The sequence below is a fragment of the Streptomyces sp. NPDC018833 genome, from assembly GCF_044390825.1.
Lineage (GTDB): Bacteria > Actinomycetota > Actinomycetes > Streptomycetales > Streptomycetaceae > Streptomyces.
Window position 1 is genome coordinate 253,645 of record NZ_JBIRZM010000007.1, and the last position, 24,347, is coordinate 277,991.

Genomic DNA, 24,347 nt, shown 5'->3' on the forward strand with positions numbered 1-24,347 from the left:
AACCGCAGATCTCTTGTTACCGTTCTAGAAGCCCGGTCGCTGGTGCATCCCCCGTCGCCAGCGACCGGGCGCTTCCATTTTTCCGGAGCGTTCGATTCCTCAACGACCCATCGGGGTACGGGAGTTACTGCCGGACCGCAGCAGCAGCGGTGCGTCGATGTCGGCCCATGCGGCGGCGAACTCCGCGATGGCGAAGTAGTGCGACGGCGCACCCAGCGAACCTTCCCGAGGGGTTTCGCACGTGCCCGGCTCGTCGCCCTCGTCGACCCGGCAGTTCGTCTGCCAGGTGCGCCCGCCGGGGCCCATCAAGGTCAACACGGACGTCAATTCCTCACCCGTCGCATTGCGGTAATACGTACGTGCCCAGGTCTCCCCGCCCCCGCTCAGGACGCACGTCTGCGCCACGACCCTGTCCGGGGAGGCGAGTTCCGGCCCACATCGCTCGGAGGCGTGTGGTGGGACCTGCTCGCCGGCTCCAGTACCATGCGCCCCTTCGTGCCCGGCCGCCCCGTCGGCTGCGCCGAGCCCCGAGAGCAGTTCCGCCGCGGATCCGGCGGCCCCGTCCCCGGCCCCCTCCCCGGCTCCGTCGGTCCCGCCGCCCTCCCCGCCGGGCGACCGTGATCCGGCGCCTGGGACGCCGGCGGTTCCGGCCGACGCGGCGAGCGGGAACAGCGTGACGACGGCCACTACAGCGGCGAGCCCGATCATGCGGAGATTCATGGGCCACCTGCCGACTGCGCGTGAATTACTGACGGTTGCGGCGAAGGTATCCACGAAATGCGCGCGCCCGGAGCGGCGCGCGCCCAATTCCGTGACAAGTCGGCCCGGCTCCTACCCGTACGAGTGACGCAGCGGGCCGCGCCGAGCATCGGGACAGTTCACGCCGGCACGCGGGCCGCGCCACACACCGGCACAGTTCACGTCCTGCACGCGGGCCCGCCCGCGACGAAGGCCTCGTGCGACGTCCGGACGTCAGTAGGCGAGCCGGCTGTCCTCGCCCGCCTCCGGCGGGTACAGCCCGCTGTCGGGTGCGCTGCTGGCACTCGCCTCGACCAGTGCGTCCACCACTGCCTCGACGTCCGGAAGCCAAGGCGCGGCCGACCCCGGCAGCGGCGCCCGCTCCCAGCGGGCCTGCCCGGTCCCCGTCTCCGAGGGCGGCAGCACCAGATAGCCGCCCTCGCCGTGGAACCGCAGCGAACTGGGCACGCAGTCCTTGACGAAGAGCAGCTCGCCGAGCTGCTCCAGGCTGTACGGGGCGACCAGCAGCGACCACCGGGTGGGGGTGGCGACGACGGGGCCGAGGCGCATGTCCATGCCGTCGAGCACGGCCAGCGCCCGGGCCGCAGCGACGGCGGGCAGGCTCAGTGCGCAGGGCGCACGGCCGCCGGTGGCCAGCACGACGGGTGCGGTGGGCCGGTTGGTCCACCACCAGCGGATCATCCGCTCGTCGGTGGTGGCCGCCAGGAGTCCTGGGTCGAAGGGGTGCGCGCCGGGGACGACGCACTCGGGGTCGGGGCAGGCGCAGTCGCGCCCGCGGTCACCGCGGCTTCTTCCGGAGGCTTTCGGGGAGCCGCCCACCGCGGTCTTCGTCCCCACACCGGGAAGCACGGGCCATCCCCACTCGGCGGCGCACGTGAGGGCCGCTGCGAGTGGGAGCGGCCCCTTCTTGCGCCGGTACCGAAGCCTGCGTCGCCTTCCGAGGATCTCGCGCATGAGCGCTCGTTCCTTTCCGTTGAACGCCGGGGTCCACATCACAACACGTGTGCATGTCTTCACTGTGCGTACAAATGCGTACTGGTCGGCGCGTCACCGCCCATGCCACTGGCATGGGCGCCCCCTCGGTGCCTGCGGCAAGATCGCCGCCCGGGGGCCGAACGTCGGCTGTAGTCCATTAAACGCATGGCGAGGGGTGGCGCGCGCCTGGCGCTTACTGTCCCGCTCTGATACTTCCCCGCCACTCGAGGATGGGGCGCCGCCCTTTGGCTTTGAGACGCCCGGGCCCGCCGCCAGGTTCCGGGGGCGGTCCAACTGCCCCTGGCCATCACCGTCTACGTACACGTACCCAGCACGCTTGCAATGACGCTCCCCCTGGAGCTTGCACCCCGGGGCCCCCTGCCGAACGCCCTCAGTCGACCGCAGACATCGGCCATCAGGTGCTTTTTTCAGCCAAGTTAACCGCCCCGCAGACACCATCAATCCCACCGGGACAATGCTGGACATCACCTTACGTGTGCGTGTAGATGTGGATGCATGGGTAGCGGCGCAGATGGACATGGGGGTTTGCGATGCTATTGAGCAAAACGCACCTGCCGGAAAGCTGGCAGCCATGACCGCCCCGCACCTGCCGAAAGTGGCTGGAATCGATTCAACGGTCCCCGCGCCGACGCATAATTCTGCTCCGCTGCCACCCGTCCATGCCGCACCGCCCGCTCCGGGCGCGGTGATCCAGGACCGGCTGGCCGGCTGGGTCTCCGACCTCACCACCCTCCATGAACTCACCGAACGTCTGATCAGGACCTCCACGCTCGACGACGCGCTCGACGAACTGCTGAGCGCGGGTGCCGCACTGGTCGGCGCCCGCCGCGGGATGGTCGTCCTCGAACCGCCCCGCGACCCCGCGCGAGACGGTGCGTTCAGCGCCGGAAGCGGTCCGGCGCGCACCAGGGGCCTCGGCCTCAGCCACGCCGACCTCGGCCACATCGAGACCGTGCCGCGCGAGGTCACGGCGTACGGCTCGATCCTGGACGGTCGTCACCACGGCGCCTGCCTCGGTCCCCCCGCCGCCGTTCCAGGACCCGTCGCCCACCCCGATCTGCTCGCCGACGACTCCCTGCACCCGCTGCACCGCGAGGTCGCCGTCCGCCTCGGCTACGCCGCGAGTTACACGTCGCCGCTGTCCACCGAGGAGTCGGGCACGCTCGGCGCGGCCGTCTGGTACTACGACGAACCGGCCTCCCCCGTCGAGCGCCAGACCCATCTCGCCGGCCTCTACATGCGCTACGCGACCGAGCACCTCGCCCGCCTGCTGGAGCTGGAGCGCGCCCGCGCCACCGCGCTGACCGTTGCCGAGGAACTGCTGCCCAGCCGGCTGCCCCGGGTGCCCGGTGTGCAGCTCGCGGCGCGGCACCGGAGCGGACCGCGCGGCGGCGGCGACTGGTTCGACGCGCTGCCGCTGCCCGAGGGCGCGCTCGGGCTGGCGGTCGGATCGGTCAGCGGGTCGGGCCCGAGCGCTCTCGCCGCGATGGGCCGGCTGCGCGCGTCCCTGCGGGCGTACGCCGTGATGGAGGGCGAGGACCCGGTCGCGGTCCTCTCCGACCTGGAGCTGCTGCTGCGCCTGACCGAGCCCGCGCGCACCGCGACGGCCCTGTTCGCATACGCCGAACCGGCCTCCCGCAAGATCGTCCTGGCCGGGGCGGGACACACCCCGCCGTTGGTGGTCGGGGACCGCCGCACGGAGTTCGTCGAGACCTCGCTGTCGGCCCCGCTGGGCATGCTCGCCTGCTGGGAGGCGCCCAGTGTGGAGCTGTCACCACAGCCTGGAGAAACGGTGCTGCTGTACACCGACGGGCTGCTCCGGCGCACGGGCGACCCCATGGACCGGGCGTTCGCACGGCTGCACTCGGCCGCGGCGAGCGTGCCGAAAGCGGCCAGGATGGATCCCGCGGCGATCGCCGACCATGTCCTGCACACGATGCTGCCGCAGGGACTGGACCAGGCGGACGACGGCGAGGACGTCGTCCTGCTGGCTGCCCGTTTCGACTGATTCACCACTTCTCACAGGACCGCTCCGCCGGTCTTCCTCTCGCACATACGATGGAGACGCCCCTCCCGCCCGAACGGCGGCCGGGGCCCAATGTCGTATCGCGAAGGCCGACAGGCCCAGGAGGCAGACGTGGCGGAGGAACTCACCCCGGAGACCCCGGAAGAGGACGAGCAGCCGGTCAAGCAGCGCAAGAACGGTCTGTACCCGGGTGTGTCCGACGAGCTGGCCGAGAACATGACGACCGGGTGGGCCGACACCGAGCTGCGTGATCTGGAGCCCATCGCGCAGGTCGCGCAGACCGCCGCCCGCCGTGCGGCGCTCTCGGCGCGCTTCCCCGGCGAGCGGCTGGTGATCCCCGCGGGCAACCTCAAGACCCGCTCGAACGACACCGAGTACAGCTTCCGCGCCTCCACCGAGTACGCATACCTGACCGGCGACCAGACGGAGGACGGCGTCCTCGTCCTGGAGCCCAGGGGCGACGGACACGTCGCCACCGTGTACGTGCTGCCGCGCTCCAACCGGGAGAACGGCGAGTTCTGGCTGTCCGGACAGGGCGAGCTGTGGGTCGGCCGCCGCCATTCGCCGGCCGAGGCCGAGCAGCTGCTCGGCATCCCCGCCGCGGACGTGCGGGAGCTGCCCGAGAAGCTGCGTGAGGCAACCGGTCCCGTCCGGGTCGTCCGCGGTCACGACGCCGGCATCGAAGCCGCCCTCACCGACAAGGTGACCGCCGAGCGCGACGAGGAACTGCGCGTCCACCTCTCCGAGGCACGTGTCGTCAAGGACGACTTCGAGATCGCCGAGCTGCAGAAGGCGTGCGACGCGACCACCCGCGGCTTCGAGGACGTCGTCAAGGTCCTGGACAAGGCCGAGGCGACCAGCGAGCGCTACATCGAGGGCACGTTCTTCCTGCGCGCCCGCGTCGAGGGCAACGACGTCGGATACGGCTCCATCTGCGCCGCCGGTCCCCACGCCACCACCCTCCACTGGGTCCGCAACGACGGCCCCGTCCGCTCGGGCGACCTGCTCCTTCTCGACGCCGGCGTGGAGACCACCACCCTCTACACCGCCGACGTCACCCGCACCCTGCCCATCAGCGGCCGCTACACCGACCTCCAGCGCAAGATCTACGACGCGGTCTACGAGGCCCAGGAAGCCGGCATCGCCGCCGTGAAGCCGGGTGCCAAGTACCGCGACTTCCACGACGCCGCCCAGCGCGTCCTCGCCGAGAGGCTCGTCGAATGGGGGCTCGTCGAAGGCCCCGTCGAGCGCGTCCTCGAGCTCGGCCTCCAACGCCGCTGGACCCTCCACGGCACCGGCCACATGCTCGGCATGGACGTCCACGACTGCGCCGCCGCCCGCACCGAGACCTACGTCGACGGCACGCTGGAGCCGGGCATGTGCCTGACCGTCGAGCCCGGACTGTACTTCCAGGCCGACGACCTGACCGTGCCCGAGGAGTACCGGGGCATCGGCGTCCGCATCGAGGACGACATCCTCGTCACCGAGGACGGCAACCGGAACCTCTCCGCCGCGCTGCCGCGCCAGGCCGACGAGGTCGAGGCCTGGATGGCCGCCCTGCGCCAGGGCTGAACCGGCACCGACGACGAGGGCGCGCCGCTCAGGAGACTCCGAGCAGCGCGCCCTCGCGCCATTTGAGGATCTTGTCGAAGCTGACCACCGCGCCCCGCCCTGGTCGGCTGCGCACATGGACGTGGTCGGCGAGCTGCTCGATCAGACAGAGCCCCCGGCCGCTCTCCGCGGACAACGGTGCGGTGTGCCCGCACAGGGAACCGCGCTGCGGGACGAAACCGGGCCCCGAATCCGCCACCTCGATACGGCACTTCTCGCCGTCCAGGTACGCCGTCACCCGGTATCCCCCCGACGCGCCGCGTGTGTCCGCGCCGCCACCGTGCTCCACCGCGTTCGCACACGCCTCGGTGAGGGCCAACGAGAGATCGTAGGAGATGTCCGGGTCGACGCCCGCGGTCTCCATGGTGCCCATCAGCAGACGGCGGGCGAGCGGCACGCTCGCAGCCTCACGCCGCAGATGGAGGGACCACCAGATGCTCATGCTCCAGCCTCCTGGCCGCGGCTCGACATACCGATACGTATTGCCCGCGAGCACCCTCCGTAAGCACTCGGTCACTGCGGCGGCCCTCGTTCGGCGGATGCGGAGGCACGTTTCCCGGTGTATGTCGGCGGCCCGGGCCGAAAAGGGGATCTTCCGGACCTGCCGTACGGGCGGGAACGGCGCAGTGCGATGATGACCCGGCCATGTCGTCCACGCATCACGCACGCGCCGGAGCCGGTCTGCGGCTGCTGAGGGCCGCGGTGTTCACCGCGGTCTGCGTCGTGCTGTCCGGGACCGGACATGTGCTGGCCGCCTGCAAGGGCGTTCCGTTGTGGACGCTCGCGCTCGGGAGCGCCGGGATCTTCGCGCTGGTCGTGCCGTTCACGGGACGGCAGCGTTCGCTGCCGGCCATCGCGGCCGTACTGACCGCCGGGCAGCTCGGGCTGCACTCGCTGTTCGGCATCGGACAGAGCCGGCTGCACCTGGCGCAGACCGCCGACGACGCGCTGATCAGGACGGCCGCCAAGCTGGTCTGCGGCGCGGGTGCCGCCTCGCTCAGCCCCACCGACGCGCGGCGCATCCTCACCATGGCCGGCATCGACCCCGCCGCGCAGACCGCTCACGCGCATGTCGCCGCGGCGGCGACGGCGGGCCCCGAGGTGCCCTCGCCGGCCATGGTGCTCGGCCACCTGCTGGCCGGGATCGCGACCGGGCTGCTGCTGCGGCGTGGGGACGCGGCACTGCTGCGGCTGATGCTGCTGTCCACCGAGTCCGCGCACGAGGTCGCCGAGACGGCGCGGCTGCGCGCACTGCGGGCGGCGGTCGTGCTCGTACGGGCCCTGCACGCCGGTCTGCCCGGCACGCCGACGCGCCCGCCCTGCCCGCCGGCGCACACGACCGGGCCGCCTCCGCCGACGGCCGGCGAAGTTCTCCAGCACACGGTGATCAGGCGCGGGCCACCGCGCGTATTCGTGCTCAGCGCCTGATCGCGGCTCGCTCGACGGGAGCGGAGCCGCCGTGTCCGCGCACGCCGGTGCGCCGGGGCACCCTCGTCTCTCCTTCACCGTGGAGTCTTTGCCAGCATGAACGTCTACCGCGCTGCCGCTGCTGCCGTCGTCGCCGCCACGTCCGTCGTCGCCCTCTCGGGCGCCGCCTTCGCGCACGTCGGCGTACAGCCGCTGGGCGAGGCCGCCAAGGGCGGCTACGCCACCGTCAACGTCAAGGTCCCCAACGAGCGCGACAACGCCTCGACCGTCAAGGTCGAGGTCGCCATGCCCTCCGAGCACCCCCTGGCGTCCGTGATGCCGCAGCCGGTGCCCGGCTGGAAGGTCGAGGTCACCAGGGCCGAGCTCGACAAGCCGCTGGAGGTGCACGGCAAGCGGATCACCGAGGCCGTCTCGAAGGTCACCTGGACCGCCGACGGCTCGGAGATCGGCCCCGGCCAGTTCCAGCAGTTCCCCCTCTCCCTCGGCCGGCTGCCCGAGGACACCGACCGTATGGTCTTCAAGGCGATCCAGACATACGACAACAAGGAGGTCGTGCGCTGGATCGAGGAGCCGAAGGAGGGCGGCGAGGAGCCCGAGTCCCCCGCTCCCGTGCTGAAGCTCTCCGCCGCGGCCGACGACCACCACGGCGGGGGCGCGGCCGGCGCCGCCGAGGACGGCGGGAACGGCGGTCACGACAAGGCGGCCTCGCACACCGAGGCCGCGGCCTCCTCTTCCGGCAGCGGTGACTCCACGGCCCGTGTCCTGGGGGTCGTCGGCATCGTCGCCGGCGCCGCGGGCGTGGCCTTCGGGGTCCTGGCCGGCCGCCGCCGCAGCTCCTGAGCCCCCGATCCACCACGTCTGGAAACCGAACACCATGCGTAAGAAGACCCTGCTCGCGGCCGCGCTCGTCGTGGCCGCCGGGCTCTCCCTGTCCGCCTGCGCCGCCGCTGACGAACAAGCCGCGGCCAAGCCCGACTTCGACATCTCGGTGCAGAAGAAGACCGAGGCCGCGACGGTGCTCGAAGAGCCGAAGACCAAGCCGGACCTCGTCCTGACCGACACGCGCGGCGAGAAGTTCGACCTGCGGGACCGCACCAAGGGCAAGCCGACGCTGATCTTCTTCGGCTACACCCACTGTCCCGACGTCTGCCCCCTGACGATGAGCAACATCGCCATCGCCAGGAAGCAGCTGCCCAAGGCCGACCAGGACAGGCTCCAGGTCGTGTTCGTCACCACCGACCCGGAGCGGGACACCTCCGCCGAACTCGCCAAGTGGCTGCCGAGCGCGGGTGATCCGTCCTTCATCGGACTGACCGGCGACTTCCCCGCCATCCAGGCGGGCGCGCGCGCGATCGGCATCGGCATCGACCCGCCGAAGAAGGAGAAGGACGGCACCGTCGTCTCCATGCACGGCGCCCAGGTCATCGCGTTCTCACCGAAGACCGACAAGGGATACGTCCTGTACGGCGAGGACACCACGGCCGACGACTGGGCCAAGGACCTGCCGAAGTTGATCAAGGGGGAGACCCCGTGATCCGCCGGCGTACGTCGTTCGCCGGCGCCGTCGCCATGGGGGTCTGCCTGGCGCTCGCGGGCTGCTCGGCGGACGACGGCCCGGAGTTGACGGTCAGCGGCGCCTTCATGCCGCAGCCCGTCGGCGACATGGCGGCCGGGTTCCTCACCGTCGAGAACAGCGGCGGCACGGCGGACAAGCTCACCTCGGTCACCAGCGACATCGCGGACGACATCACCATCCACGAGTCGAAGAACCAGAGGATGCGGCAGGTGACGTCGTTCGACATCCCCGCCGACGGCACGCTCGCGCTCGAACGCGGCGGCAGCCACATCATGTTCACGGCACTCAAGCAGCGGCCGAAGCAGGGCGACAAGGTCGCGGTCGAGCTGCACTTCGAGAAGTCGGACCCGATCACGGTGGAGATCCCCGTCAAGGAGACCGCCCACCGCCCGCAGAAGCACTGAGCAGTGAGGGACTGATCGCATGATGACAGCCACCGCCCCGCGCTTCGGCCCGTCCCGACTGCGGCTGCTGCTCACGGCGGCCGTGCTCGTCGGCACGCTCGTCGGCGCACTGCTCGCCGCGGCGGGCCCGGCCGCGGCGCATGCCGCGCTGGTCGCGAGCGACCCTAAGGACGGGGCGGTGGTTCCCACCGCGCCCAGGGAGGTCACGCTCACCTTCTCCGAGCAGATCGCCATGGGCGACGACTCGATCCGTGTGCTCGAACCCAGCGGAAAGCGCGCCGACACCGCCAAGATCCGAGACCTGGGCTCCGGCGGCACCGTCCGCTACGGCGTCGCCCTGCACGCGGGCCTGCCCGACGGCACGTACACCGTGGCCTGGCAGGCGGTCTCGGCGGACAGCCACCCCGTCGCCGGGGCCTTCACCTTCTCCATCGGCGCACCGTCGAAGACCACGGTCGCACTGCCCGACCAGGAGGCCGGCGGCGGAGCCGTCGGCGTGCTGTACGGAATCGCGCGCTACGCCTCGTACGCGGGCTTCATCCTTCTCACCGGCGGCGCGGCCTTCGTGCTCCTGTGCTGGCGGCGCGGCGCGTCCGTACGACCCGTGCAGCGGCTCGTCGCACACGGCTGGGTGACACTCACCGCGGCCACCCTGGCGATGCTGCTGCTGCGGTCCCCCTACACGGGGTCGGGCGCACTCGCGGACGTGCTCGACCTCGGCCGGCTGGGCGACGTGCTGGAGACCAAGACCGGAGCCGCGCTCGTCTCCCGGCTGCTGCTGCTCGGCGCCGCCGCGCTCTTCGTCGCCGTGCTGTTCGGCGCGTACGCCCGCTCGTTGCCCACGGCCGGCCGACCCGACGGCACCTTGCGTGAGGCCGAGGAGTCGAAGGAGGAAGAGGACAAACGCAAGGACCTCACCTTCGGGCTCGCCATGGGCGGCACCGTCGTCGCGGCCGGGATCGCCGCGACGTGGGCGCTGTCGGAGCACGCGTCCACCGGCCTCCAACCCGGGCTCGCCATGCCCGTGGACGTCCTGCACCTGCTGGCCGTCGCGGTCTGGCTCGGCGGCCTGGCCACCCTGCTGACCGCGCTGTACCGCGCGCCGGCCGTGGAACGCGCGGCCGTGCAGCGGTTCTCCCGGGCCGCGTTCTTCAGCGTGGTCGTGCTGGCCGTGACCGGGCTCTACCAGTCGTGGCGGCAGGTCGGCTCGTGGTCGGCGCTCACCGGGACGCGGTACGGCGGGCTGCTGCTGCTCAAGATCGGCCTCGTGGCGGTGCTGGTCGCCGTCGCATGGATCTCGCGGCGCTGGACCGCGCGCCTGTCGGAGGTCACGAAGGCTGCCGCAGAGGCGGAGCAGGAGGGCACGAAGTCCGTCCAGGACGCGGACGGTGAAGCCCCGGCCGACCCGGTCCGCGCCGCTCAACTCGCCCGTCAGAAGGCAGCCGTGGCCACCGCCGAGCGCCGACGCACGAGGGACGCCGACGCGGAACGCTCCGGACTGCGCCGTACCGTCCTGGCCGAGGCGGCCGTCGCGGTCGTGCTGCTGGGCGTGACGACCGTGCTCACCTCGACCGAACCGGGGCGTACGCAGGAGGCGGCCGCGCGCGGCGGCGAGCGGTCGTCCGCTCCCCAGGCCACCGGGCCCGTCGAGATCGAGGTCCCCTTCGACACCGGTGGCGAGCAGGGCCAGGGCACCGTACGGCTCAGCCTCGACCCCGCGCGGCCCGGTGCGAACGAGATGCATGTGTGGACCGAGACGCCGGACGGCAAGCCGCTGGACGCCCCTGAGCTGAAGGTGTCCTTCACGCTGGAGGCGAAGGAGATCGGTCCGCTGCCGATCACTCCCGACCGTGTGGCGGCCGGACACTGGAGCGCGAGTGCGGTCCAGATCCCCATGCCGGGCAGCTGGCGGGTCAAGGTGACCGTGCGGACATCCGACATCGACCAGACCACCGTCGACAAGACCATCGAGATCGGCTGAACACTCCGTGAGCGACAACGAGATCTCCAGGCGCCGGCTGCTCGGCACCGCCGGCGCCGCGGGCGCGACCGGGCTGGTGCTCGGCGCCGCCGGCGGCGCGGCCGCGTACGCCGCCGCCTCCGACGCCCCGACGCCGCTGACCGCGGTCGGCGCCACCGGTATCGCCTTCCACGGCACGCATCAGGCGGGGATCACCGATCCGCAGCAGGCCCACGGGCATCTGGTCGCCTTCGACCTGGCGCCCGGCGCGGGGCGCAAGGAGGCGGCCGCGCTGATGAGGCGCTGGTCGGCCCTGGCGGCTGACCTGATGGCAGGGCGGCCGGCGGGAGACGGTGACACGGGCATCGCGCTCGATGCCGGGCCGTCGTCGCTGACGGTCACCTTCGGGTTCGGCCACACCTTCTTCGACCGTACGTCCCTGGTCGCCGAGCGCCCCGCCGAGCTGGACCCGTTGCCTGCCTTCTCCTCCGACCGACTCGATCCCCGGCGCTCCGGCGGTGATCTGTGGGTGCAGATCGGCGCGGACGACGGGCTCGTCGCCTTCCACGCGCTGCGCGCGCTCCAGAAGGCTGCGGGCGAAGCGGCCCGCGTGCGCTGGCAGATGAACGGCTTCAACCGTTCCCCGGGCTCGACCGCCGCACCGATGACCGCGCGCAACCTGATGGGCCAGGTCGACGGCACCGGCAACCCGAAGCCGTCCGAACCGGACTTCCAGCAGCGCGTCTTCGTGCCTCCGACGACGAAGCACGCCTGGATGGCGGGTGGTTCGTACGCCGTGGTGCGCCGCATCCGGATGCTGCTCGACGACTGGGAGAAGCTTCCGCTGAGGAAGCAGGAGCAGGTCATCGGGCGCCGCAAGTCCGACGGCGCCCCGCTGACGGGCGGCACGGAGACGGCCGAGCCCGCCCTCGACAAGACCGGTCCTGACGGCAGGCTCGTGATCCCCGAGAACGCGCACGCGCGGATCTCCGCGCCCGAGCAGAACGGCGGCGCCGCGATGCTGCGGCGGCCCTTCTCCTTCCACGACGGGATCGACACCGACGGGACGCCCGACGCGGGGCTGCTCTTCGTCTGCTGGCAGGCCGACCCGCTGCGCGGCTTCGTGCCGGTGCAGCGCAAGCTCGACCGGGGCGACGCGCTGTCGGCGTTCATCCGGCACGAGGCGAGCGGACTGTTCGCGGTGCCGGGCGGTCCGGCGAAGGGCGAGTACGTGGGGCAGCGGCTGCTGGAGGGCTGAGCCGCGGGGCTGCCGTCGCGGGGGCCCGGGCCGGGCCGCCCGGACCGGGGGACGGCACGGCAGACCGGCCCGCCGTGCTCAGCGGCGCATTAGGGTGACGGTATGTCGGCCACGCGCTACACGTATCTCGGTCCGCAGGGCACCTTCACGGAGGCCGCCCTGCGCACCCTCCCGGAAGCCGCGACCAGGGAACTCGTCCCGATGGTCTCGGTACCCGCCGCTCTCGACGCCGTACGGGCCGGTGAGGCCGCGGCGGCACTCGTGCCGATCGAGAACTCCGTGGAGGGCGGTGTCACGGCCACCCTCGACGAACTGGCGTCGGGCGAGCCGCTGATGATCTACCGCGAGGTCGTCCTGCCCATCGCCTTCGCGCTGCTGGTGCGCCCGGGGACGAAGCTCTCTGAGATCAAGACGGTGACCGGCCACCCGGTGGCCCAGCCGCAGGTGCGCAACTGGCTGCGCGCGCACCTGCCGGACGCGGTGTGGGAGTCGGCGGCGTCGAACGCGGACGGGGCGCGGCTCGTGCAGGAGGGTCGGTTCGACGCCGCCTTCGCGGGCGAGTTCGCGGCGGCGACGTACGGACTGGAGGCGCTGGTCACCGAGATCCACGACGCCCAGAACGCCGAGACGCGGTTCGTGCTGGTGGGCCGGCCCGCCAGGCCCGCGGCCCCGACCGGCGCGGACAAGACATCCGTGGTCATCTGGCAGCGCGAGGACCACCCGGGTGCCCTGATGGAGCTGCTCCAGGAATTCGCCGTACGCGGCGTCAACCTCATGCTGCTCCAGTCCCGGCCCACGGGCGCGGGGATCGGGAACTACTGCTTCGCCGTCGACGCCGAGGGCCATGTCTCGGAGCCCCGGGTGGGCGAGGCGCTCATGGGCCTGAAGCGGATCTGCCAGCAGGTGCGGTTCCTCGGCTCGTATCCCCGGGCGGGGGTGGCACCGGAAGAGGTACGGGTGCTGCGTGCGGGGACGTCGGACGCCGAGTTCACCGCCGCGTCCGACTGGCTGGCGCGCTGCCAGGACGGCCGCATCCAGGACTGAGCCCGCGTCCACGGCAGCGCTTCCGGTGCGGCCGCGCTCCGGCCTTGCTCCGGCCTTGCTCCGGCCCCGGTCCTACCTGCAGATTTTAGTTGTCCACAGAAGTTATCCACAGGCGCGCTTCTCGCCCTGGGGACAAGTCGACAACGCAAGGCCGCATCATCGACAAATCAACCCAGGACTCCCAGTTCCCTCCACAGGGCGACACGTCGGACTCTGTCACCTCAATTCCCTTGATCAACTCTTTGGAACGAGGAATTCCCACCCGAATGAGTGCGTCAGGGCGGTTTGAGTGGGGAATTCTCGGGCCGCACACGCCTTTCGTAATGATCAATTACATAGTCCACAGACTGTTCACACACCCTGTGGATAACCGGGATTGATCATGCTTACCTGTGGACAAGCGGCCCAGAATCCGGACAGGGCCGGGGCGGCGCAGTCAAGCCGCCTCCCGCCCGACTGCCCCTTCTCGGCGTAAAGCGCTGACGCAATTGACGCCCACGGCATGGAATTGCCCCCACCTTTCCGAATTCCGGCAATTCGGGCAAAGTGACACGCAAGGCTATATCGGGTGGGGTGGCCCGAGTCGGCACCGGTAGCCTGGTGGGGTGATTGACCTTCGCCTGCTCCGTGAGGACCCCGACCGTGTTCGCGCCTCCCAGCGCGCCCGTGGAGAGGATGTCGACCTTGTCGACGCCCTCCTCTCCGCCGACGAGCGGCGAAGGTCCTCGGGCCTCCGCTTCGACGAGCTGCGCTCCGAGCAGAAGTCGCTCGGCAAGCTCATCCCCAAGGCCTCTCCCGAGGAGCGCGCCGAGCTCCTGAAGAAGGCCGAGCAGCTCAAGGCCGATGTCAAGGCCGCCGAGGCCGCGCAGAACGACGCCGACGAGGAGACCAGGCGGCTCCTGCTCCAGCTCGGCAACATCGTCCACCCGGACGTTCCGGTCGGCGGCGAGGAGGACTTCGTCGTCCTGGAGACGCACGGCACGATCCGTGACTTCGCCGCCGAGGGCTTCGAGCCCAAGGACCACCTGGAGCTCGGCGAGGCGCTCGGCGCCATCGACGTCGAGCGCGGCGCCAAGGTCTCCGGCTCGCGCTTCTACTACCTGACCGGTGTGGGCGCCCTTCTGGAGCTCGCCCTCGTCAACGCCGCGATCGCCCAGGCGACCGAGGCCGGCTTCATCCCGATGCTCACCCCCGCGCTGGTCCGCCCGCGCGCCATGGAGGGCACCGGCTTCCTCGGCCAGGCCGCGGAGAACGTGTACCACCTGGAGAAGGACGACTACTACCTCGTCGGCACCTCCGAGGTCCCACTCGCCGCGTACCACATGGACGAGATCATCGACGGTGACAAGCTGCCGCTGCGGTACGCGGGCTTCTCGCCCTGCTTCCGCCGCGAGGCCGGCACGTACGGCAAGGACACCCGCGGCATCTTCCGGGTCCACCAGTTCGACAAGGTCGAGATGTTCTCGTACGTCGCCCCGGAGGACGCCGAGGCCGAGCACAAGCGGCTGCTGGACTGGGAGAAGCAGTGGCTGACCGCCCTTGAGCTGCCGTTCCAGGTGATCGACGTCGCCACCGGTGACCTGGGGTCGTCGGCCTCGCGCAAGTACGACTGCGAGGCGTGGATCCCGACCCAGGGCAAGTACCGCGAGCTCACCTCGGCGTCGAACTGCGACGGCTTCCAGGCCCGCCGCCTGTCCGTCCGGATGCGCGACGGCAAGAAGGTGCAGCCGCTGGCGACGCTGAACGGCACGCTGTGCGCCGTTCCGCGCACCATTGTGGCGATCCTCGAGAACCACCAGCTGGCCGACGGTTCGGTCCGCGTCCCCGAGGTCCTGCGTCCCTACCTCGGCGGCCGCGAGGTGCTGGAGCCGATTTCCAAGTGAGCCCCGTCCCCTTCCCGTACAAGCTCGTCGCGACGGACCTCGACGGCACGCTGCTGCGTGACGACGACACCGTCTCGGAGCGCACCCGTGACGCACTCGCCGCGGCCACCGCGGCGGGTGCCGCGCACATCATCGTGACCGGGCGTGCGGTGCCGTGGACGCGGCACATCCTGGACGACCTCGGCTACGACGGGCTGGCCGTGTGCGGGCAGGGGGCGCAGGTCTACCACGCCGGGGAGCACCGGCTGTTGACGTCCCTCACCCTGGACCGGCAGCTGGCCGGACTCGCGCTCGCCAAGATCGAGGCGGAGGTCGGACCGCTGCTGCTGGCGGCGAGCCGGGACGGGCTCGACGGCGACGTGCTGATCGGCGAGGGCTACCGGGTGCTGGAAGGCCCGCTGCCGTACGTGCCGATGAAGGACCCGGCCGATCTGTGGGCCGCTCCGCTGAACAAGGTCTACATCCAGCATCCGACGCTGGGCGACGACGAACTGGCCACGATCGCGAGAACGATGGTCGGCAGCCTCGTGGACGTGGTGATGGCCGGCGCCGGAGTCGTCGAGATCCTGCCGCTGGGCCTGAGCAAGGCCACCGGCCTGTCGCTGGCCGCGCGGCGGCTGGGTCTGCGGGCGTCGGACACGATCGCGTTCGGCGACATGCCGAACGACATCCCGATGTTCGGGTGGGCCGCCCACGGCGTGGCGATGGCGAACGCACACGACGAACTGAAGGCCGTGGCCCACGAGATCACGGCGTCGAACGAGCACGACGGCATCGCGGTGGTCCTGGAGCACCTGCTCCAGGGCTGACGGCGGAGGATGCGCGGATCGAACGCGCGCAGGGTCGGAGCCCTGACGACGGCTTAGCAAGCCGCTGCCTTACCACTCGGCCAATCCTCCGGGAGGGGGGCGGCCCGCGCGGATGCGCGCTCGAAGCGGCCGCCCCCTGGGCAGCCGCTCCGGGCGGCCGTGCGGAGGGTGATGACTACTCCGCGGCCTGCCTGGCGTCGCCCCGACGGGAGCACAACGGACCAAGGCTCGAACTCTCGGTCATCGCCGCACTCCTCTCCCGGTCGGTGGCACCGGCGTCTCGCACTGACGTGCGGTACCGGCTTCAACCACTCTGCCCGGTACGCGCGTTCGGCGCCAACGGATTTCCCGTCGCGACCCCGCAGCACCGCCACGTTGAAGACGTGTGCGCCGAGCGCGGTGGCCACACCCACGAACAGCAGCGCGAAGTGCTCCTGGCCCCGGGCCGTGGGATGGCGCCGAGGTCGAGCCGGGACGCGGCCGGCCAGCCGCGGTCAGCGACGCCTGCGGCGACGGAGATCTCTGAGCTGGCGGGCGAAGTCGTCCATCCTCGCGTCCATCCGGATCATGTCGTCGGACAGTTCGCACAACCGGTTGCTCATCGCACCGACCACACGGTTGGTGGCCTCCAGTCGCTGAGACTGTCGAGCCGCTGCGACATCCGGTTCAGAACCGGGCCGAGCTCCTGCAGGGCGGTGCCCACACCGGCGAGGCAGTGCTCGACGTCGGTGACTCGGCGGTCGAGCGATGCGTAGCCCTCGCGCCACCCCTCCTCCGCGTCGAGGAGGTAGGTGCGGACGCGCCGGGCGATGTCGCTGTCACGCAGGAGCATGGCGACGTTGAGCACGGCACGGCGGGTGAAGAGGGTGAGGCTGGAGCGGCGCTGTGGATGACTCGCGCCACCCTCGGATGAGAGTGACAAGTTGTCACTCTGATATTCGCGCAGGTCAGAGCCACGCAACACCTGCATCCCGTTCTCGGTGAGCTCTTCGCGGTGCCGTGACGCCATCTGCCTGATGACAGCTGTGGATACTTCGAAGTACCCCGCGACGCCGTCTGTGGACACATGCATGTTGTCCGGCAGCAGCCGGAGCGCCTTCAACTTGTCAAGCACTTCGACGTGCCCCTTGACGCTGTCGCGCATCGCGCGCGATTCGAGCAGGGCGACTTCTTTGGGCATGGGCATGCCTTCCGTTCCGGAACCGGCCATGGACGGCCCTCTCCCCGGGCACAGGGGCGGAGGTCGGCTCACGGTGCAACCCACTCAATGACCGGCCCGACCGAGATCCCTCGCCCCGGCACCGGCAATCCCCGACTTCACGAACGCTCGACGTCACTCACTCCAGTTGCCTCCACGCACAGGGCACAACGAGCCGATAAACGTACAGTTACGCGAAATGGGTCGGCCCCCGCCCGAAAGGCAGGGGCCGCCATGCGCCGCCCGTCACTCCTCCCCGACGAGCTTGAGCACGCGCAGCCTCTGGCCCGCGTACCACGTCGCCGCCACGGTCACCCCCACCAGCAGCGCCACCGCGGCGGGCAGACCGACGTCCGAACCGATCATGCCCTCGCCGCCGATCCTCTCGGCGAGCGACAGCGACCACTGCTGGACACTGAGCGTCCGCGCTCCTGGCACCAGGCTGCCGAACAGCGTCTCCCAGACCAGGGCGTAGACAAGGCCGATGACGACCGCGTGCCGGCTGACCGTACCGAGGAGCAGGAACAGCGCGCTGTACGCGATGGAGGAGACCAGTGCGGCGACGGTGCAGGCGATGGCGATCTGCTGTCCGTTGCCGTTCAGGATGAAGCCGGCGACGAACGTGGGCACGGCCGAGAAGGCCATCGTCACGGCGATCGCCACGATCAGCTTGGTGAAGATGATCGTGGGCCGCTTCACCGGCTTGGCGAGCAGGTAGACGATCGAACCGTCGTCGATCTCGGGCCCGATCGCGCCCGTACCCGCGATCACTCCGATCAGCGGCACCATCGTGGCGAGGGCGAACCCGCTCAGCACGTCGGCGGCCACCTGGTCGTCCACGCCGTTGAAGGCCCGTACGGCGACGGCGATCAGCAGCAGCAGACCGGGCAGGACGAACAGGATGGCGGCGCGGCGCCTGCCGAGCACGGCCCGATAGGTGAGCCGGGCGACTGTGGGGTTGTACATGGACGTCACAGCTCCTTTCAGGCCGCTACGAGGTAGGAGAAGACGGATTCGAGGGACTCGTCGGACGGAGAGACCGTGAGCAGCCGGATGGAGTGCTCGCGGGCGACCTTCGGCAGCAGCTCGGTGAACCGGCCGAAGTCGACGGCCTGGATGCGCAGCGCCCCCTCGGCGAGGTCGACCTCGATGCCGGAGGTGGACGGGTCGGCGATCAGGGCAGCGGCGAGCGCCCGGTCGTCGCTGGAGCGCACGAGGTAGCGGTGCGGACGGTCCGTCATCAGGCGACGGATCCGGCGGAAGTCGCCGCCGGCCGCGTGCCGGCCGGCGACGATCACCTCGATGTGGGAGGCCAGTTGCTCGACCTCCTCCAGGATGTGCGAGGAGAACAGCACCGTGCGGCCTTCCGCGCCCATGTGCCGCAGCAGGTCCATCAGCTGCATGCGCTGGCGCGGGTCCATGCCGTTGAACGGCTCGTCGAGCAGCAGCACGGACGGGTCGTGGACCAGCGCGGAGGCCATCTTCACCCGCTGCCGCATCCCCTTGCTGTACGTCGCGATCTTGCGGTCCTGGGCGTACGCCATCTCGACCGTGGCGAGCGCGCGTGCGGCCTCCCGGTCACCCAGCCCGTGCAGTTCGGCGTTGGCGACGACGAACTCGCGGCCGGTGAGGAAGTCGTACATCGCCTCCCGTTCGGGAACGACGCCGATCTGCCGGTAGACCTCCTCGTTCCGCCAGATCTGACGGCCGTCGAGCGTGACGGAACCGGTGGAGGGGGCGAGGAAGCCGCCCATCATGTTGATGAGGGTGGACTTCCCCGCGCCGTTGGGGCCGAGGAGACCCGTGACACCTGGGCCGATCTCCATGGTGACGTCGTTGACGGCCACCACGTTGCCGAACCAGCGCGATGCGTGCTCGATGTGAAGAGTGCTCATGGGCGCGGCCCATTCCTTGGAAGGGTGGTGGTGGGCTGGGGGTACCACCGAGCGGTGGCCGGGGGAGGGTGGGCGGTCACAGGCCGACCTTCCGGTAGCGGCGCATCAGCACGGCGTAGCAGCCGGCGACGAGCGCGAGGACGACGAGGAGATAGGCGACACCGGCACCCGCACCCGGGCCCTGGCCGCCCGGGAAGGCGGACGTGGCACCGAGGAACGCGGTCTGTACCCCGTCGATGAGCGTGACCGGCGAGAACAGACCCAGCCACTGGACAGCCCCGGGCGAACCGGTCTCCCAGGCGATGGCCTGGACCGTGGACACGGCCCCGTAGGTGATGGTGAGCGTGGCGATCACGGCGGCGACGCCGAAGCCGCGGCGCGGTGTGAAGGCGGCGAGCACCAGGCCGATGCCGCCGAAGAGGACGGAGAGGAGAGCGACGGAGACCATGCCCTGCGCGAAGCCCTTCGTCTGGTCGGCGAAGTCGAACTTCGCCAGCAACGCCCCCAGATAGAGGATGACCAGCGGCGCGCCCGTGAGGACGAAGAGCGCCGAGGCCATCGCCGCGAATTTGGCGAGCACGTAGTCGACGCGCTCGATCGGACGCGAGAAGTACAACGGGACCGATTTGAAGCGCAGATCGCGCGAGACGGACTGCGGTGCCTGCGCCGCCAGGAACAGGGCGATCAGCGCCTGCATGATGATCGCGTACCGGGTGTACTCCACCGGCAGGTCCTTCATCGTGGGCACCGAGATCGCCACCGCCACCATGATCGCCGCGACGGCGCACATGATGCCCAGCAGGATCATCGGCAGCACCTTGGACTTGGCCGAGCGGCCGAGACCGTAGGCGCCGCGCAGCGACTGCGAGTAGAGCGAGCGGCGCGCGTAGGCGCGGCCGAGACGGGGGCCGTCGTAGGGGCGGTACCCGATGTTGTGGATCCGCGTGGTCTCCGCGGCCCCGGGGGTCTGCGTGCTCACCGGGCCTGCACCTCCTCGGTCCCTGCGGCCGCCTCCGGGCGGAAGACCTCCGCGATGTGGTGACGGCGCTGTTCCATCCGGACGAGACCGAGGCCGAGGTCGGCGACCGTGTCCCGGACGATGTCGTACGTCTCCTCGCCGGCCGTCTCCAGCAGCAGGATGTGGCCCGCACCGGGCAGGCCCTCCTCCGTCCCCTCGTGCAGTGCGACACCGGCCGCGGCGAGCGCCTTCCGGAGTGCGGCGGTGCCGTCCGGGTGCGCCTCCGAGTCGGTGACCTCGACCGCGAGCGTGGCCGTGGTCTGGGTGAAGTCCTTGGTGGAGCTGGAGCGCAGCAGGGTGCCGCCGTCGATGACGACGACGTGGTCGCAGGTGCGCTCCAGTTCACCGAGCAGGTGGGAGGTGACGAGGACCGAGATGCCGAAGTCGGTGTGGACCCGGCGGATCAGGCCGAGCATCTCGTCGCGTCCGACCGGGTCCAGTCCGTTGGTCGGCTCGTCGAGGAGGACCAGCCGCGGATCGTGGACGAGGGCCTGCGCGAGCTTCACGCGCTGCTTCATACCGGTCGAGTAGCCACCGATGGGGCGGTAGCGCTCCTCGTACAGACCGACATGGCGCAGGGTGTCGGCGGTGCGCTCGCGGGCGGCCGTCGGCGGCAGACCGGACATGCGCGCCATGTGCACGACGAACTCGGTGGCCGAGACGTCGGGCGGCAGGCAGTCGTGCTCGGGCATGTAGCCGACGCGCTCGCGGATCTGCGCTCCGCTCGTGGCCACGTCGAGGCCGAGCACGGCGGCCCGGCCCTCGGTGGCGGGGGACAGACCCAGCAGGATCTTGATCAACGTGGACTTGCCGGCTCCGTTGGCGCCCACCAGGCCGGTCACACCGGGGCCGATGTCCAACGAGAGCCGGTCAAGCGCGGTCACCCTGGGGAACCGCTTGCTCAGGCTTTCGGTCGCGATCACAGTCACGCTTCGACGGTAGTGGCGCCCACCACACCCGGCGTCAGCCTCGCGGCCCGATGTGCATCCGACTCGAGAGGTACGGACCCGTAGGGGCGATGCGACCTGAGGAAGACCTGCCGTCGGGGGACAGCTGCGTCGCGCGGGGCCGGTCACGATCTGTGCCGGTGACAATCTGTGCCGGTGCCGTCGGGCACGGGTTCCAGCGCGGGTGCGCGTGCGGCTGCGGGTGCGGGTGCGGCTGCCGTCAGTGATGGGTGCCGGGCGGACGAAATGTGCGCCGAGGCTGGGGAACTCGGTGTGCTGGTACCGATCACGGGCGCGAGGATGGTTCCTGGTGCCGAGCACCCAAGAGCGATCGGTAGCACCCGAGTTGCACGCCGTGGGTGTGTCCCTGCCAGCAATCGCCAGAATCGCACAGGAGCCTTGGCCGTCCTGTGGAGCACATCGCCGCGCACTTCCTGGAGTTCACGGCCGAGCACGTCTTCGCCAGCCATCTGGGAAAGGAGACGCCGACGTACACCGATACGGCACCAGCGGCCGCGCCGATCCGGCGGCTGCCCCCGCTCGCACAGCAGGCGGTCGCCGCCGAACCGGCAAGGGCGGTACGTACGTTCGCCATCCGGCACCTCCAGCGGCACCTGCCGAAGAGGAGCACCGCCCCGTACTGCTGTCCGTGGGCAACGGACGCTGTCCGCAGGCGGGTCGGCGAGGAGAACGTGGCCGGCATTCGTCGCCGGTGCCGCCGAACGCAGGGTGCACGCAGGCACGTTGGATGACCTTCTGGCAAACCACAGGGAGAGCGAGGGATTTGCTCAAATAGGACAAATGCGAGAGGAGTTGTCCACAGGACCGTCAAATGGCTTGGGGATAAGCCGAGTTGGTTGTGGATCAAACATCCGAGCCCAAATTTTTCCAGTGGCGTGAGCGACATCCGCGGGGCACGCTGGAGGGATGAACGCAAGACCAACGGGTGCCTCCCCGGACGACCGACGCACCGTGAAGGTGTCGAAATACCTCTCGAGGCATCTGCGGCACCAGCCCGACCGGATCGGCATCACCCTCGACGCGAACGGCTGGGTGTCGATCGACGAGCTGATGCATGCGGCGGCGGCGCACGGCTTCCGCTTCAGCCGAGCCGAGCTCGACCGTGTCGTGGCCGTCAACGACAAGAAGCGCTTCACCATCGACGGAGCCCGTATACGCGCCAACCAGGGCCACACGGTGGCCGTGGACCTCGACCTCCCGCCCGCCGAACCGCCCGAGTACCTCTACCACGGGACCGTCTCCCGCAGTCTGGACGCGATCCGCGCCGATGGTCTGCGCCCGATGACCCGCCACGACGTCCACCTCTCGCCCGACCGGGAGACCGCCACCCGCGTCGGCGCCCGCCGCGGGCGGCCCGTGGTGCTGTCCGTGCACGCCGGCGCGCTGCACCGCGCGGGCCACGTCTTCCGGGTCAGCGCCAACGGCGTGTGGCTGACGGCCTCGGTGCCCGCGGAGTTCATCCGCTTCCCGGGGGCGTAGCAGCCGTCCCCCGCGCGGCGCGGCGACGGCAGCCCCTGGGCACCGGCCCGCACCCGCTCACCAGTACCTGTGGCGCGCGCGTCAGCGACGCAGCTGCGCCGGCGCCTCCGTCGCGATCTGCTCGAAGACCGCCTGGTCGGCGGCGAAGTCCGAGTCGGGGATCGGCGCGTGGACCACGATCTCGCTGAAACCGAGCGCGAAATGCCTCCCGGCGAAGTCGACGAACGCGTCCAGCGACTCCAGCGGGCGCCCGCGGTCGGGGGTGAACCCCGTCAGCAGGATCTTCTCCAGGTCCGCCTCGTCCCGGCCGATGTCCGCGCAGGCCTTGGACAGCTTGTCCAGCTGCACTCGGATCGCCTCGCGCGACTGCTCGGGCGTGCCCGTCTCGTTCACCTTCGGGTCGCCGGTCGTCACCCACGCCTGCCCGTACCCGGCCGCCAGCTTCAGCCCACGCGGCCCGGTCGCCGCGATGGCGAACGGCAGCCGCGGGCGCTGGACGCACCCGGGGATGTTGCGCGCCTCGACCGCCGAGTAGAAGGTCCCCTCGTGCGTGACGCCTCCCTCCGTCAGCAGCCTGTCGAGCAGTGGCACGAACTCGGCGAACCGGTCGGCCCGCTCCCGCGGGGTCCATGCCTCCTGCCCGAGCGCGGTGGCGTCGAAGCCGATGCCGCCCGCGCCGATGCCGAGCGTGATCCGCCCGCCGGAGATGTCGTCGAGCGAGATCAGTTCCTTGGCCAGGGTCACCGGGTGCCGGAAGTTGGGCGACGTCACGAGCGTGCCCAGCCGCAGCCGCTCGGTCGCGGCGGCGGCCGCGGTCAGCGTCGGTACGGCGCCGTACCAGGGCCCGTCCCGGAACGTCCGCCACGACAGGTGGTCGTAGGTGTACGCGGTGTGGAAGCCGAGCTGCTCGGCGCGCAGCCACTGGTCGCGGCCGCCGTCGTGCCAGGGTCGGACAGGAAGGATCACGGTACTCAGACGCATGTCGTCGAGAGTACGTGGCGCAGACCGGCGTCGTGCCGCCGTACCGCTCATCCCCCGGCCCGCCGTACCTCTCAGCCCCGGCGCCGTACTGCTCCCATTCGGACAGCGTGCCGCCCCTCACTCAGATGTGCGCCCCCTCGCACGCCCGTGCACCAGGTACGGGAGAATGTCCCAGTGACCTCAGCTACCGATCCCCGCCACCTGCCCACCGCGCCCCGGCTGATCGCCACGGACCTCGACGGCACCCTGCTGCGGGACGACAAGTCCGTCTCCGAGCGGACGATCGCCGCACTCGCCGCCGCCGAGGAGGCCGGGGTCGAGGTCTTCTTCGTCACCGGCCGCCCGGCCCGCTGGATGGACGTCGTGAGCGACCACGTCCACGGCCATGGCCTGGCGATCTGCGCCAACGGCGCGGCCGTGGTGGACCTGCACGCCGGCAGGCGGTTGCTCAAGGTCCGTGACCTGCCGCGGGCGAACGCCCTCCAGGTCGTGACCGCGCTGCGGGCCGCGGCCCCCGGCACGTCATTCGCCGTCGAAATGGCCACCGGCATCCACTACGAGCCGGACTACCCGCCCTTCCACCTCGACCCGGGTGCGACCGTGGCCGCGGCCGAGAAGCTGCTCCACGAGGCACAGCCGGGGGAGGGCGCCCCCGTGATCAAGCTGCTGGCGCACCATCCCGAGCTCACCCCCGACGGCTTTCTGACTCTCGCCCGCTCCATCACCGCGGACCTCGCCTCCGTCACCCGTTCCAGCCCGACCGCGCTGCTGGAGATCAGCGGCCTCGGAGTGAGCAAGGCCAGCACGCTCGCCCTCTGCTGCGCGGAGCGCGGCATCTCCTCCGACGAGGTCGTGGCCTTCGGGGACATGCCCAACGACGTGGAGATGCTGACCTGGGCCGGCACCTCGTACGCGATGGGCAACGCCCATCCGGACGTCGTCGCCGCCGCATCCGGGCGGACCGTCGCCAACAACGACGACGGCGTCGCGGTGATCATCGAGGAGATCCTCAGCCGCCGCATCAAGGCGGGCTGATCCGGCGGACGGCACCGGG

At 70.8% G+C, this 24,347-nt stretch carries 22 protein-coding genes, 1 tRNA gene and 1 pseudogene; 14 read left to right on the plus strand and 10 right to left on the minus strand.

Annotated features, from left to right (window positions below):
- Positions 1 to 99: 99 nt before the first annotated feature.
- On the minus strand, positions 100 to 720 hold the full coding sequence (locus ACH5AF_RS17415; RefSeq protein WP_398902501.1) for a hypothetical protein: 621 nt from the start codon (positions 718 to 720) through the stop codon (positions 100 to 102).
- Between the two features lie 252 nt (positions 721 to 972).
- A complete protein-coding gene (locus ACH5AF_RS17420; RefSeq protein WP_398902502.1) occupies positions 973 to 1,713 on the minus strand; it encodes a bifunctional DNA primase/polymerase in 741 nt (246 codons plus the stop codon).
- Positions 1,714 to 2,209: 496 nt separating this feature from the next.
- Here ACH5AF_RS17420 and ACH5AF_RS17425 point away from each other — a divergent pair, with 496 nt between their 5' ends.
- Both ACH5AF_RS17425 and ACH5AF_RS17430 read left to right on the plus strand, forming a co-directional pair.
- Positions 2,210 to 3,763 (plus strand): PP2C family protein-serine/threonine phosphatase, encoded by a 1,554-nt coding sequence (locus ACH5AF_RS17425; protein ID WP_398902503.1) that lies wholly within the window; start codon positions 2,210 to 2,212, stop codon positions 3,761 to 3,763.
- A gap of 129 nt (positions 3,764 to 3,892) precedes the next feature.
- Positions 3,893 to 5,353, plus strand: coding sequence for an aminopeptidase P family protein (locus tag ACH5AF_RS17430; RefSeq protein ID WP_398902504.1), 1,461 nt, complete (start codon positions 3,893 to 3,895; stop codon positions 5,351 to 5,353).
- A 28-nt stretch (positions 5,354 to 5,381) separates the two neighbouring features.
- Here ACH5AF_RS17430 and ACH5AF_RS17435 read toward each other — a convergent pair whose 3' ends face one another.
- Positions 5,382 to 5,834: an ATP-binding protein gene (locus ACH5AF_RS17435; protein ID WP_398902505.1), complete on the minus strand. Its 453-nt coding sequence runs from the start codon at positions 5,832 to 5,834 to the stop codon at positions 5,382 to 5,384.
- Positions 5,835 to 6,037: 203 nt separating this feature from the next.
- On the opposite strand from ACH5AF_RS17435, the gene ACH5AF_RS17440 reads away from it, so the two are divergent.
- The 9 genes from ACH5AF_RS17440 to ACH5AF_RS17480 all read left to right on the plus strand — a co-directional run bounded on the left by ACH5AF_RS17440 (position 6,038) and on the right by ACH5AF_RS17480 (position 15,754).
- Positions 6,038 to 6,820 (plus strand): hypothetical protein, encoded by a 783-nt coding sequence (locus tag ACH5AF_RS17440; protein WP_398902506.1) that lies wholly within the window; start codon positions 6,038 to 6,040, stop codon positions 6,818 to 6,820.
- 96 nt (positions 6,821 to 6,916) lie between these two features.
- Positions 6,917 to 7,660, plus strand: coding sequence for a YcnI family protein (locus tag ACH5AF_RS17445; RefSeq protein ID WP_398902507.1), 744 nt, complete (start codon positions 6,917 to 6,919; stop codon positions 7,658 to 7,660).
- Positions 7,661 to 7,694: 34 nt separating this feature from the next.
- The gene (locus ACH5AF_RS17450) at positions 7,695 to 8,354 is read left to right on the plus strand and encodes an SCO family protein (RefSeq protein WP_398902508.1); all 660 of its coding nucleotides are present in this window, start codon (positions 7,695 to 7,697) and stop codon (positions 8,352 to 8,354) included.
- Positions 8,354 to 8,800: a copper chaperone PCu(A)C gene (locus ACH5AF_RS17455; RefSeq protein ID WP_398902551.1), complete on the plus strand. Its 447-nt coding sequence runs from the start codon at positions 8,354 to 8,356 to the stop codon at positions 8,798 to 8,800. The genes ACH5AF_RS17450 and ACH5AF_RS17455 overlap by 1 nt, the downstream gene beginning before the upstream one ends.
- 22 nt (positions 8,801 to 8,822) lie before the next feature.
- Positions 8,823 to 10,781, plus strand: a complete 1,959-nt coding sequence (locus tag ACH5AF_RS17460; RefSeq protein ID WP_398902552.1) for a copper resistance protein CopC — start codon at positions 8,823 to 8,825, stop codon at positions 10,779 to 10,781.
- A 7-nt stretch (positions 10,782 to 10,788) separates the two neighbouring features.
- Positions 10,789 to 12,018 (plus strand): iron uptake transporter deferrochelatase/peroxidase subunit, encoded by a 1,230-nt coding sequence (gene efeB / locus ACH5AF_RS17465; RefSeq protein ID WP_398902509.1) that lies wholly within the window; start codon positions 10,789 to 10,791, stop codon positions 12,016 to 12,018.
- Positions 12,019 to 12,120: 102 nt separating this feature from the next.
- Positions 12,121 to 13,062 carry a prephenate dehydratase gene (gene pheA / locus ACH5AF_RS17470; protein ID WP_398902510.1) on the plus strand — a complete coding sequence of 314 codons (942 nt, stop codon included), beginning with the start codon at positions 12,121 to 12,123 and terminating at the stop codon, positions 13,060 to 13,062.
- 605 nt (positions 13,063 to 13,667) lie between these two features.
- Entirely contained in the window at positions 13,668 to 14,945 is a 1,278-nt protein-coding gene (gene serS, locus ACH5AF_RS17475; RefSeq protein ID WP_398902511.1) for a serine--tRNA ligase, read from the plus strand.
- The gene (locus ACH5AF_RS17480) at positions 14,942 to 15,754 is read left to right on the plus strand and encodes an HAD family hydrolase (RefSeq protein ID WP_398902512.1); all 813 of its coding nucleotides are present in this window, start codon (positions 14,942 to 14,944) and stop codon (positions 15,752 to 15,754) included. Before serS ends, ACH5AF_RS17480 begins: the two co-directional genes overlap by 4 nt.
- 3 nt (positions 15,755 to 15,757) lie before the next feature.
- Here ACH5AF_RS17480 and ACH5AF_RS17485 read toward each other — a convergent pair.
- The 6 genes and pseudogenes from ACH5AF_RS17485 to ACH5AF_RS17510 form a co-directional block, all read right to left on the minus strand.
- Positions 15,758 to 15,844 (minus strand) — tRNA-Ser (locus ACH5AF_RS17485).
- Between the two features lie 404 nt (positions 15,845 to 16,248).
- Positions 16,249 to 16,934 (minus strand): annotated as a pseudogene (locus ACH5AF_RS17490) (hypothetical protein).
- 264 nt (positions 16,935 to 17,198) lie between these two features.
- Positions 17,199 to 17,918, minus strand: coding sequence for an ABC transporter permease subunit (locus ACH5AF_RS17495; protein ID WP_398902513.1), 720 nt, complete (start codon positions 17,916 to 17,918; stop codon positions 17,199 to 17,201).
- Between the two features lie 17 nt (positions 17,919 to 17,935).
- A complete protein-coding gene (locus tag ACH5AF_RS17500) occupies positions 17,936 to 18,847 on the minus strand; it encodes an ABC transporter ATP-binding protein (protein WP_398902514.1) in 912 nt (303 codons plus the stop codon).
- Positions 18,848 to 18,923: 76 nt separating this feature from the next.
- Positions 18,924 to 19,826 carry an ABC transporter permease gene (locus tag ACH5AF_RS17505; RefSeq protein ID WP_398902515.1) on the minus strand — a complete coding sequence of 301 codons (903 nt, stop codon included), beginning with the start codon at positions 19,824 to 19,826 and terminating at the stop codon, positions 18,924 to 18,926.
- Positions 19,823 to 20,788, minus strand: coding sequence for an ABC transporter ATP-binding protein (locus ACH5AF_RS17510; RefSeq protein ID WP_398902553.1), 966 nt, complete (start codon positions 20,786 to 20,788; stop codon positions 19,823 to 19,825). Before ACH5AF_RS17510 ends, ACH5AF_RS17505 begins: the two co-directional genes overlap by 4 nt.
- Before the next feature lie 434 nt (positions 20,789 to 21,222).
- Here ACH5AF_RS17510 and ACH5AF_RS17515 point away from each other — a divergent pair, with 434 nt between their 5' ends.
- Entirely contained in the window at positions 21,223 to 21,564 is a 342-nt protein-coding gene (locus tag ACH5AF_RS17515) for a hypothetical protein (protein WP_398902516.1), read from the plus strand.
- A 175-nt stretch (positions 21,565 to 21,739) separates the two neighbouring features.
- Complete coding sequence (locus tag ACH5AF_RS17520) at positions 21,740 to 22,312, plus strand: RNA 2'-phosphotransferase (RefSeq protein WP_398902517.1); 573 nt, start codon at positions 21,740 to 21,742, stop codon at positions 22,310 to 22,312.
- An 81-nt stretch (positions 22,313 to 22,393) separates the two neighbouring features.
- Here ACH5AF_RS17520 and ACH5AF_RS17525 read toward each other — a convergent pair whose 3' ends face one another.
- Positions 22,394 to 23,293 carry an LLM class flavin-dependent oxidoreductase gene (locus ACH5AF_RS17525; protein WP_398902518.1) on the minus strand — a complete coding sequence of 300 codons (900 nt, stop codon included), beginning with the start codon at positions 23,291 to 23,293 and terminating at the stop codon, positions 22,394 to 22,396.
- Between the two features lie 174 nt (positions 23,294 to 23,467).
- Here ACH5AF_RS17525 and ACH5AF_RS17530 point away from each other — a divergent pair, with 174 nt between their 5' ends.
- A complete protein-coding gene (locus ACH5AF_RS17530; protein ID WP_398902519.1) occupies positions 23,468 to 24,328 on the plus strand; it encodes an HAD hydrolase family protein in 861 nt (286 codons plus the stop codon).
- Positions 24,329 to 24,347: the final 19 nt, after the last annotated feature.